Raw genomic sequence first — 9,539 nt, 5'->3', positions numbered from 1 at the left:
ACCGGCAGCCCCTTCAAGGAGTTGGCTGCGCCATTGCGTGATCTGGTTGGGGTGGACGTCGAACTGCTGAGCCAATTCGGCCAGCGTCTTCTCGCCCTTGATCGCCGCCAAAGCGACCTTCGCTTTGAAAACCGGGCTGTGGTTCCGGCGCACGCGTCTCGTCATATCCGCTCCTGTTCACGACAATCATGCCGCGTTCAGGCCGAAAATCCACCTACCCACGATGTCCAGTTTTCCCGAGCCAGCTCTACCTTCATAGCGTAGATGCTCGTCAGATTGTATGCAAAGGCCCTGGCCAGGGTGAAGGTCACGGAACCCGAGAGTTCGCGAGGCGACGCCGCATGGGTGATCAGGATCGCCCCGATAGCGGCGGCTGCAGTGAACAGCATCCCAACGAAGAGCAGGCCGCTGCCTAGAAACACAGTGGCAAACAATTTGTGCTCCTGTGCGCCCAGCCTGTCACGCAACACGCCCATGAACCAAAGGAAGGCGACTCCGGCGAAGGGGATCAGGTTCATCGCCAGGGCAACCTTCCACGACTGCGCACCGAGCCACTCGCCGGGATCCCTCGGATGCAGGCGCAGCGTTTGCAGGACGAGCAAAACCGCCAGCAGCAGCAGCGCTGAAAAAATGATGCCGGCGACCGCAGCGGCTCGCGGTGTCTTTAAGCCGTCGGGCGTGCCACGAGGTAAGGACACGATAGCCCCTGTCACAGGGAGCCAGTACTGAGGCCGAGCCGTTCAGCGCATGAAACTAGCTCGAAAGCGGAGCGCAGCTGCATCTTCTCCATGACCTTGCGACGGTGTGCCTTCACTGTGCGCTCGGTCATACCGAGTTCGAACGCGACCTGCTTGTTCATCCTGCCCATTGCGACCAACTCGAAAACTTGCCGTTCGCGCCCCGTCAGTCGCTGCAATCGTGCCGTCAACGTGCACACGCGGCTTTCTCGCTCATTGGCGAGGCGATGCCGTGCGATCGCACGGTCGATCGCACGGATGAACTCCTCGCGCTCCACCGGTTTCGTAAAAAAGTCCTCGGCTCCCGCCTTGATCGCCTGGACGCCCGTGCGCACGTCACTGTGCCCCGTGAGAAAAATGACGGGCAGATTCGACCCGGTCTTGATCAAGCGGTCGAAAAAATCGTGCACGGCCGCATCACGGGTCTGCATATCGACGACGATGCAGCCTGCGCGCTCCCGGTCCGGCATCTTCTCGAGAATCTCATCGGCACTGCCGTAAGCCAACGTCTGATAGCCGCGCGCCTTGAGAAGGCGGTCGATCTCGGTCTTTGAGGCGCTATCGGCCTCAACCACATATACGAGAGCTGACATGGCTCGTCTCCCGATTGCTGCATTTAGCGATGGGTTCGCATGCTCAGGGGGCTTTCAAGGTATCTCGGGTGCAGCGCTGGTAACGGCTTGCTATGCCGCCTTCCAGGGAATGGTACCGGTAGATCGCCCCGTCCGCGGCCAGAGCGAGGATCGCGCGCGCGGTGTCGGTTGCGACGGATGTCGTGCAGCTCAGGCGAACGAGTTGCCTGTCGCCAGTTGGACTGACGCCGACGAGTCGGCAGGTCGCGAGCGGCGTCGAGAGCCGTCGACCGGAGACGATGAAGGCTGGAGCGAAGGCGCTGGCCGGGCGTCTGAAGGCAACCGCATTTCGTGTTGCTACGAAAACGCTGGCACAAGGCGTTCCCTCTTCGAGCCATGCGCCTTGGAGACGGGCGGCCTGTGACCATGCCCCCTGGATTGGGACCAGCGCCAAGACAAGCACCAGCATCGACAGGCGACGATTCATGACGAACATTGTGCCCTCCACGTCTTGTTGCATGCCCGCCTGCCGGTCCCGCAAATCTCATGCGCAGCGACCACTCGCGAGCCTCTTGCTCACGAAAGACGGATCCCGCCGACAACCTTTGGGCAATGTCTCGGCACGGGAATAAAGACTGCAACCGCACCTCACAGCTAGTAGGTTACGGTTGGTTACGGGCGGGTGAGTGCGCGGCAGGGCCGGCCGGAGGAGAGAGCCTGCTGCTATTTTGCCCGACTCGCGAAACACGGCTGCGCAGGAAAGCCGGCAAGGATCGCGCCGCGGCGGAGAATGGCACGGTCGCGTGCGTTGAAGTTACGCTTGTCGAGCTCGCCATTGAAGTCGTCGAAGAAGCCGGGGCGCATTTTCAGGAAATCCCTTCGGAATTGCGCTGTCTCCCTCTCCAGCCCCAAGCGCGCGAAAATCAGTGCAGCGACAAAGTGATAGATGGGGAATTGGCGCAGATTGGCCCGGCGTATGAGATCGGCTGCGCGCTCATTGTCACCTTGCATGTAGGCAGCCAAAGCCAAAAGACCGGTGTAATATCCGGAGTGACCTGGATTTCTGGTCAGCGCCTCCTCGAGCAGAGCCGTCCCTCGCGGCCAGTCTCCGGCTTGGGCCACGCGGCTGCCGAACTCGGCGAGCAGTTCGGCGTCGTTTGGATTGAGCGCGAGCGCCTGGGAGCCGACCTTGAGTGCCTCGACGGGCTCCCTGCTGAAGAACAGGACAGTCATCAAGGCCTGAAGCGCCCGGACGTTCTCGGGATCTATGCGAACGGCGCGCTCGGCGACGGCACGCGCGCGCTCCGCCGGCGGAGGGCCGGGACGGCGGTTCAACTGGAAGCGATCTTCGTCAAGGTAAATATAGGACAGCATCGCCCAGCCGGTCGCATGCTCCGGGTAGCGATTTGTGATCTGCTCAAGGCATTCGCGTGTCTGAGCATGCCCGATCTCGTCGAGTTCGGTGCGATAGCGATAAAAGCGGACGGTGCATCGATAGGCATCTAAATTCTGTGCACTCCTTGCCGGTGTTGGCCGTGGGAGGGCATTGAAAATGACTCCGTAAGGCTGGGCGACTGCGGTGGCGACCTTGGAAGCGATCGTCCTTTGCATGTCGACGATATCATTGGCTCGCGGATCGACATCATAGGCGCCGGACCAGACGATGGCTGATGTCTCACCGTCGAGTACGCGGCTGGTTACCCTGAGCCTGTCCTCTGAAAAACGGATGCTGCCCTCCAGCACGAAGCGGCTGCCGAACCGGTTTGCACTTTCCGCAACCGAGGCGCCGGGCGACAGCGCGGCCGAGGTCTCTCGTCCAAACACTGTCAGCTCTTTGAAGCGCGCGAGCTGTACCAGCAGCTCCTCTCCCAGCCCTGCCACGTAGAAAGCCCCCTCGGGCGTTCCCGACAGGTTCAAGAAAGGCTTGACGATCAGGGACGGCCCCTCCGGACGATCAGTTCCTCCAGCGAAAGCCGCCGGTGGCGACGGCGATTCCACACGAACGAGAGCGGCGATGGCGATCGTCGCAACGGCTATCAGAGCGGCGGCGAGACCGGGATGTCGCAGCCGAGCATCGATGACCTCACCGAGGCCTAGCTTCCGGTGGGGCTCCAATTGCTGGATGGATTCCCCATCATCCGAGCAATCGCCACGCTGACGAAAGCGGGGCACATAACCGCCTTTCGGAATATCGATCAGGACCGGGTCAGAGCTTCCAGCGAGAAGATAATATCGTTCGAGAGCACGCCTGAGCCGGCCTGCCTCAATGCGAACCACCGGGTCGTTCTGAGTTTCGAGATTCGCATTTCGTCCGAAGACCTCGATTGCGACCGAATAGGCCTTGATGCGCTGCGGCCGGCCCGCGAGCGTTTCATCGACTACGTAGATAAGGAACCGGCGTAGCCGCTCTGGCACACTGAATTCGGCACTGGATAGGATTCGCCTCAATTGAGCGCGGACATTAGCCTCGCTCGGCCCCTGCAGGTCCTGCTCGTCAGTGCCATCGTCGGAATCTTCCAGCCGCTTTCGTTCCATGGACGCCGCTCCCCCAGCGGGTCGAGTATCCAGCTAACGACAACTCTCAGACAGGCGCCTTTGACCGTAACCTCTCGTAAAATACTCCCACTCCGTTCGTGACGCCAGCTAGGAATGTTCATTCGCGGGGGCTTGGTCCGATGGATCCAGGAATTTTGGCCGCCATTCAGAAGCTGCCGAAATACGAAGCGGCGATCAAGGAACTGGCCCTGCGCAGTGAGAGCTTCCGCAGCTTGTGCGGGGATCTTGCCGAAGCGGAGCAGGCAATTCGTCGCCGAAGGCATGCGGAGACGCCTGACCAAGCGGCGCAGCTCGCTGAGTATAGGCATCTCGTCGAAGATCTCGAAGCCGAACTCAGACAAGCTATTACCACGTGGCAGGCCCAGTCAAAAGGTCGACACCAAATTTGAAGCTGGATCGCATCCACAAAGAGGAGAGTTCTGATGTCGAAGCACATGAACTGGATCTTGGCGATCGCGCTGGCGGTGGGCGTCGCGGGCTGCGCGGGTCCGACTGTGACCACCAGCACAGTTATCGTCGCTGGCGTCGGGCCGGTGGAGATCGAGCGCCTGGATGTCGAGGTCGTGGATGTACAGCCGTCCGAGCGTATGGTGGTCGTGAGGCAGGGAAGGCGCTCATGGGATGTCGCGGTGCCAGCGGTGTTCGGCAGTCTGCAGAATATCCAGCCCGGTGACAGGGTCGAGATTCGGCGCGTCGAAGGTGCGCTCCTGGGCGTCAGGCGTGCGAGGAGGGGCGCCAGGCCTGGTGTCGTCTATACTGAAGCCGTCAGCGGACCCTTCCAAAATCTGCCGGACAAGTTCGTCGTGCGCTCGCTGACCCTCACCGCACAGTTTCAGGCGTTTGATCCTGGCACAGGTATCGTCAGCTATGATGGCCCTCTTGGACCACGGTCCCTGACGGTGATGGATCCCGCCATCAAGCAAGATCTCAGGCGCCTCCGGCGCGGCGACATGGTCGACCTGACCCTGGCCGAAGCCTTCCACTTCCAAAAGTACTGAAGCCAATTGTTCTGCGTTGGCATGCCGGCCGCAGCGGCGGTCGGCATGCAACGGCAACTGGCAATGCAGGAGACGCGAGCAATGTCGACCGCCACTCAAAACCCCGTTGCGGGCACGCTTGCCGACGAGAGCTTCATGTCTGCGGACGATCTCCGCGCCTATATGACGGAGCTCGATATAGCCAGAGCGTCCAAGATGGTGGGTGCAATAGACCAAGCCGAGCATGCGCGGAAGAAGCTTATCGCTACGCTGAGCGAGGAGATCGTCGTCTCGCCCGAGAAGATCGCGGAAATCAAGCAGAGTCTCGCGACGAAGACGCGAGCAGCAGCTGGGCGCGGCGAGAAGGAGGTTCTCGTCATGCGCTTTCCAAGCGCGCTCTGCACCGACAAGGGACGGGCGATCAACAATGCGGAGGCGGATTGGCCGACAACACTCACCGGGAGGCCGCGGCAGGCCTACGAGTTTTGGAAGGAACATCTGCAGCCGGCCAAGTACAAGCTGCGCGCCATGATCATCGAGTGGCCCGGCGGGCTACCGGGTGATGTCGCGTTCTATCTCAGTTGGTAGCAGCGTGAGAGGAGGCCGGCGATGAAAGCAGATGCAAACGAGCCGCTGAACCGGAAGTCCTATGAGCGCAAGCTGCGGGACTTGCATTCGGAGTTGGTCAAGCTTCAGGAGTGGGCGAAGCTGGCCGGTGGCAAGGTCTGCATCGTGTTCGAGGGGCGAGACGGCGCCGGGAAGGGTGGCGTCATCAAGGCGATCACGGAACGCGTCAGCCCCAGGGTCTTCCGTGTCGTTGCGCTGCCGCCGCCCACCGAGCGCGAGCGCTCGCAGATGTATGTCCAGCGCTATCTACCGCATCTGCCGGCTGCGGGCGAAGTCGTGATCTTCGACCGCAGCTGGTACAACCGCGCCGGCGTCGAGCGGGTGATGGGCTACTGCACCGAGGAACAGGCCAAGAGCTTTCTCCAGATTGTACCGAATGTGGAAAAGGCGATCGTCGAGTCCGGCACGATCCTGCTGAAGTACTGGCTCGAAGTTGGGCAGGAAGAACAGACGCGCCGCATGCAGGAGCGCATCAACGATCCTAGAAAAATTTGGAAGCTCTCTCCGATGGATCTGAAGTCGTATTCGCGCTGGTACGATTACTCGCGCGCCCGCGACGAGATGTTCCGCGCGAGCGATACCACTTGGGCGCCGTGGCACGCTGTGCGCTCCGACGATAAGCGCAAGGCGCGGCTCGCCCTTATTGCGCACATTCTCTCCTCCATCCCCTACGCAGCACCGGCGCGCGAGAAGATCAAGCTGCCCAAGCGACAGAAGCCCGGCGGCTACGAGGAAGCTGACTTTGCGCGGAACTGGATAGGCTAGGCCACCTTCAACCATCCGCGCGGCTGCCGCGTTGACCTCAGCCAAGTCCTACAACGCAATACCCAAAAGTTACGCAGCTTGAATCGGAGCCTTCCAATGGCTGATGGCCTTCATCCTCTGGCACCTCATCAGCCGCCGGCCTTTATCACCGCGCCGGGTGAGACCGACACGCTGATGATCGTAACAGCTGCAATCCTCGTCGTCGCAGTGCTTGGCGTCGGCCTGCTCTTCCTGCGGCTGCACACTTTGCCGGAGCGCATGGCGCACAAGTCTCAGAAACTCCAGTTCGAAATCGTGGCGGTGCTCGGACTGCTCGCATTGTTCACTCACGTGCATCTGTTCTGGGTGGCAGGCCTGATCCTCGCGCTGATCGAAATTCCAGATTTCTCGGGACTGTTCGGACGCATGGCGCATGCGCTTGAACGCATCGCCGGACTGGCTCCGCGTCGGACTGAGGCGATCGAGGGGGAAGTGCAGACGCCGGGGATTGAGCATGTCGCGGTTGAGAAAAACACCACAAATCCAGTGGAGTCGACCCATGCTTGAGATCCTGTTTTGTTCCCTGCTGACCATCGTTCCAGACTACCTCTACCGACGGTACCGGCAGGGCAAGCGTCTCGGCAAAGAGATCACCTTCTACTCCGTTTGGTTTGAGCTAAGGTGGGGGATCACCGCCTGTCTGATGCTGACAATCGGCCTGATCACTGTGATCTTCTACAACCACCCGTCTACGACTAGCGCCGCCGTGATGTTTCGAACAGTGCCGATCGTCTCGGAAACCAATGGCCGCGTGGCGCAAGTTCATCTCGGTGTCAGCGGAACGGTTGCGAAAGGGGCCCCAATCTTCGAACTCGACAGCAGCAAGCAGGGGGCCGCCGTTGAAGTCGCGCGGCTAAAGATTGCCGAGGTCGAGGCTGCGCTCATAGTCGCGCGGGCGGAGATCCTCGCTGACGATAGCAAAATTCAGGAGGCGAGAGCCCAGCACAAACAGGCGCTCGACGAACTCGAGACCAAGCAGGAACTACGTCGTCGCAATGACGACATCGTTGCGCGGCGCGAGATCGAGCGGCTTGAGAACCTCGTGGCCGGGCGCGAAGCGGCGGTTGCGGCCGCTGTCGCGACGAAGGGGGCGGCCCAGACGCGCATCACGACGCTGCTCCCAGCGGAAAGAGACAGCGCGGAAGCAGCTCTCGCCCAAGCCCAAACTGAGCTGGACAAGACGGTGATCCGCGCGGGGGTGAACGGGCGCGTCGAGCAGTTCACCCTGCGGGTGGGCGACATCGTCAACCCTTTCATGCGGCCGGCCGGCGTCCTGATCCCTGACGAGGCTGGGCGGGTAGCGTTGCAAGCGGGCTTCTCGCAGATTGAGGCGCAGGTCATGAAGGTCGGCATGATTGCTGAGGTAACCTGCATGTCGAAGCCGTGGGTTGTGATCCCGATGGTCGTGACCAGCGTGCAGGACTTCATTGCGGCGGGCCAGTTGCGAAGTGGTGAGCAGCTGCTCGACGTCCAGCAGGTTTCCAAGCCGGGAACGCTCCTGGCGTTTCTGGAGCCTCTTCATAGGGGCGGTCTCGAGGGCGTCACGCCCGGCAGCAGCTGCATCGCCAACGCCTATTCCAGCAATCACGACCTGATCACATCGGGGAAGCTCTCGACGGGGCGAAAAATCGTGCTTCATGCCGTGGACGCAGTAGGGCTAGTCCATGCGCTTCTGTTGCGCATTCAAGCACTCGTACTGCCGATCCAAACGCTCGTATTCGGCGGCCATTGAAAGAGATGGAGTTCTGCGATGGTCGCTCATTCACGCCATCGATGCAGGCGGGGCTACCCATGTTCGATCCCGCGAGTTCAAGTATTACTTCTTCGCGGTTAGACCCGGGTGCTGATCGAATCGAAGTTCAGGCGCTCGTTTTTAAGGTCAGACGTCAAAGGGCAGCAGTTCATGGCGAATGTAGCGCACCTTCTTGCGGCCGGGCGGTGACCCTCGCTGCCAAAACGAGGTTGGGCATAACAGGTTGAGCTGAGTGGTGCTGTGATGGCTACTGAAGAAGAGTCCTCTGTGACACCTATGGGCGCGGTTTTCGGTGGCCTTCCCCCTGAAAAGTGGCCCTCCCTGAAGTAGGCTTTTTGAGCCTTTGGAGGATGCCCGCGATGCCGCAGAAGAAGCACAAGCCTGAGGAGATCGTCGCGAAGCTGCGGCAGGTCGACGTGCTGTTATCGCAGGGGCGCCCGGTCGCGGAGGCGATCCGGGCCATCGGCGTGACGGCGTTCACGTATTATCGCTGGCGCAAAGAGTTTGGCGGGCTGAAGTCCGACAGGTGAAGCGCCTGAAGGATCTGGAGAAGGAGAACGAGCGGTTGCGCAACGCCGTCTCGGATCTGATGTTGGAGAAGCTGATCCTCAAAGAGGCCGCCTCGGGAAACTACTAGGCCCCGCCCGTCGTCGCCGCTGCATCGACCACGCCATGATGAAGTTCGGCGTGTCGGAGCGGTTGGCGTGCCGGGTTCTGGGGCAACATCGATCTACGCATCGCAAGGTTCCGAAGGGCCGCACTGACGATGCGGCGCTGACCGCCGACATTGTCGAGCTCGCCACCCAGTATGGCCGTTACGGCTACCGCCGGATCGCGGCCATGCTGGAGACAGCCGGTTGGGCGGTGAACGTCAAACGTGTCGAGCGGATCTGGCGGCGGGAGGGACTGAAGGTGCCGGCCAGTCAACCTAAGAAAGGCCGTCTCTGGCTGAATGACGGATTATGCATCCGGCTTCGGCCGGAATATCCCGACCATGTCTGGTCCTACGACTTCGTCGAGGATCGCACCCACAACGGTCGGAAGTTCCGCATGCTGAACGTCATTGATGAGTTCACCCGGGAATGCATTGCGATCCGAATCGACCGGAAGCTCAAATCCACCGACGTCATCGACGTGCTATCCGATCTCTTCATCCTACGCGGCGTGCCCGGGCATGTTCGTTCGGACAACGGTCCCGAGTTCGTCGCCAGGGCGGTGCGGGAGTGGATCGCGGCGGTCGGCGCGAAGACGGCCTTTATCGAGCCTAGAGCATGCTTCTTTTACACGGAAGCATATCCTGCATTTGTGATGTAGTTTGCGCATTCGGTCGGTGAGACGAGGTGGAGTAGGTCTCCGAGCTTTCGCCATGTCGCTTCAACGGTTCTGGCCTCAGCATCGCGCATCCAGTGCTTGAGCTTGGCGAAGAGTTGCTCGATCGGGTTGAGGTCGGGGCTGTAGGGCGGCAGGAAGAGCATGTGTGCACCGGCCTGGCGGATGGCGCGGCGAGCGGCCT

The 9,539-nt window shown here is 61.0% G+C and carries 12 protein-coding genes and 1 pseudogene; 7 read left to right on the top strand and 6 right to left on the bottom strand.

The features are described from left to right. The 5 genes from AC1D2L_RS25550 to AC1D2L_RS25530 all read right to left on the bottom strand — a co-directional run. Positions 1–165: transposase (locus AC1D2L_RS25550; RefSeq protein WP_476848649.1), on the bottom strand; the 165-nt coding region annotated here is incomplete at its 3' end. Between the two features lie 32 nt (positions 166–197). After that, positions 198–698: a hypothetical protein gene (locus AC1D2L_RS25545; RefSeq protein WP_476848704.1), complete on the bottom strand. Its 501-nt coding sequence runs from the start codon at positions 696–698 to the stop codon at positions 198–200. A gap of 11 nt (positions 699–709) precedes the next feature. Further along, a complete protein-coding gene (locus AC1D2L_RS25540; protein WP_476848703.1) occupies positions 710–1,330 on the bottom strand; it encodes a response regulator transcription factor in 621 nt (206 codons plus the stop codon). A 43-nt stretch (positions 1,331–1,373) separates the two neighbouring features. Next, the gene (locus tag AC1D2L_RS25535; RefSeq protein ID WP_476848702.1) at positions 1,374–1,805 is read right to left on the bottom strand and encodes a hypothetical protein; all 432 of its coding nucleotides are present in this window, start codon (positions 1,803–1,805) and stop codon (positions 1,374–1,376) included. 227 nt (positions 1,806–2,032) lie between these two features. Further along, positions 2,033–3,844, bottom strand: coding sequence for an adenylate cyclase (locus tag AC1D2L_RS25530; RefSeq protein WP_476848701.1), 1,812 nt, complete (start codon positions 3,842–3,844; stop codon positions 2,033–2,035). A gap of 140 nt (positions 3,845–3,984) precedes the next feature. On the opposite strand from AC1D2L_RS25530, the gene AC1D2L_RS25525 reads away from it, so the two are divergent. The 7 genes and pseudogenes from AC1D2L_RS25525 to AC1D2L_RS25495 all read left to right on the top strand — a co-directional run. Beyond that, entirely contained in the window at positions 3,985–4,254 is a 270-nt protein-coding gene (locus AC1D2L_RS25525; protein WP_476848700.1) for a hypothetical protein, read from the top strand. Between the two features lie 33 nt (positions 4,255–4,287). Continuing rightward, positions 4,288–4,863: a hypothetical protein gene (locus AC1D2L_RS25520; protein WP_476848699.1), complete on the top strand. Its 576-nt coding sequence runs from the start codon at positions 4,288–4,290 to the stop codon at positions 4,861–4,863. Positions 4,864–4,944: 81 nt separating this feature from the next. Beyond that, positions 4,945–5,430, top strand: coding sequence for a hypothetical protein (locus AC1D2L_RS25515; protein WP_476848698.1), 486 nt, complete (start codon positions 4,945–4,947; stop codon positions 5,428–5,430). A gap of 21 nt (positions 5,431–5,451) precedes the next feature. Then, positions 5,452–6,234, top strand: a complete 783-nt coding sequence (gene ppk2, locus AC1D2L_RS25510; protein WP_476848697.1) for a polyphosphate kinase 2 — start codon at positions 5,452–5,454, stop codon at positions 6,232–6,234. A gap of 96 nt (positions 6,235–6,330) precedes the next feature. Further along, on the top strand, positions 6,331–6,780 hold the full coding sequence (locus AC1D2L_RS25505) for a hypothetical protein (protein ID WP_476848696.1): 450 nt from the start codon (positions 6,331–6,333) through the stop codon (positions 6,778–6,780). Beyond that, on the top strand, positions 6,773–8,005 hold the full coding sequence (locus AC1D2L_RS25500; protein ID WP_476848695.1) for an HlyD family secretion protein: 1,233 nt from the start codon (positions 6,773–6,775) through the stop codon (positions 8,003–8,005). The genes AC1D2L_RS25505 and AC1D2L_RS25500 overlap by 8 nt, the downstream gene beginning before the upstream one ends. Positions 8,006–8,385: 380 nt before the next feature. Beyond that, positions 8,386–9,292, top strand: a pseudogene (locus tag AC1D2L_RS25495) (IS3 family transposase); the annotation flags it as partial. 14 nt (positions 9,293–9,306) lie between these two features. Here AC1D2L_RS25495 and AC1D2L_RS25490 read toward each other — a convergent pair. Continuing rightward, positions 9,307–9,539, bottom strand: a 233-nt coding sequence (locus AC1D2L_RS25490; RefSeq protein ID WP_476846572.1) for a transposase, incomplete at its 5' end; no start/stop codon positions are given.

It is taken from the genome of Allobosea sp. P1_B10, from assembly GCF_056406735.1.
Note: the sequence above shows the minus strand (reverse complement) of the source record. Positions and strands in the feature narration are given on the sequence as shown.

Coding starts and splice junctions, on each gene's coding strand:
- AC1D2L_RS25540 (WP_476848703.1), bottom strand. CDS start 1,330: ATGTCAGCTCTCGTATATGTGGTTGAGGCCGATAGCGCCTCAAAGACC.
- AC1D2L_RS25535 (WP_476848702.1), bottom strand. CDS start 1,805: ATGTTCGTCATGAATCGTCGCCTGTCGATGCTGGTGCTTGTCTTGGCG.
- AC1D2L_RS25530 (WP_476848701.1), bottom strand. CDS start 3,844: ATGGAACGAAAGCGGCTGGAAGATTCCGACGATGGCACTGACGAGCAG.
- AC1D2L_RS25525 (WP_476848700.1), top strand. CDS start 3,985: ATGGATCCAGGAATTTTGGCCGCCATTCAGAAGCTGCCGAAATACGAA.
- AC1D2L_RS25520 (WP_476848699.1), top strand. CDS start 4,288: ATGTCGAAGCACATGAACTGGATCTTGGCGATCGCGCTGGCGGTGGGC.
- AC1D2L_RS25515 (WP_476848698.1), top strand. CDS start 4,945: ATGTCGACCGCCACTCAAAACCCCGTTGCGGGCACGCTTGCCGACGAG.
- ppk2 (WP_476848697.1), top strand. CDS start 5,452: ATGAAAGCAGATGCAAACGAGCCGCTGAACCGGAAGTCCTATGAGCGC.
- AC1D2L_RS25505 (WP_476848696.1), top strand. CDS start 6,331: ATGGCTGATGGCCTTCATCCTCTGGCACCTCATCAGCCGCCGGCCTTT.
- AC1D2L_RS25500 (WP_476848695.1), top strand. CDS start 6,773: ATGCTTGAGATCCTGTTTTGTTCCCTGCTGACCATCGTTCCAGACTAC.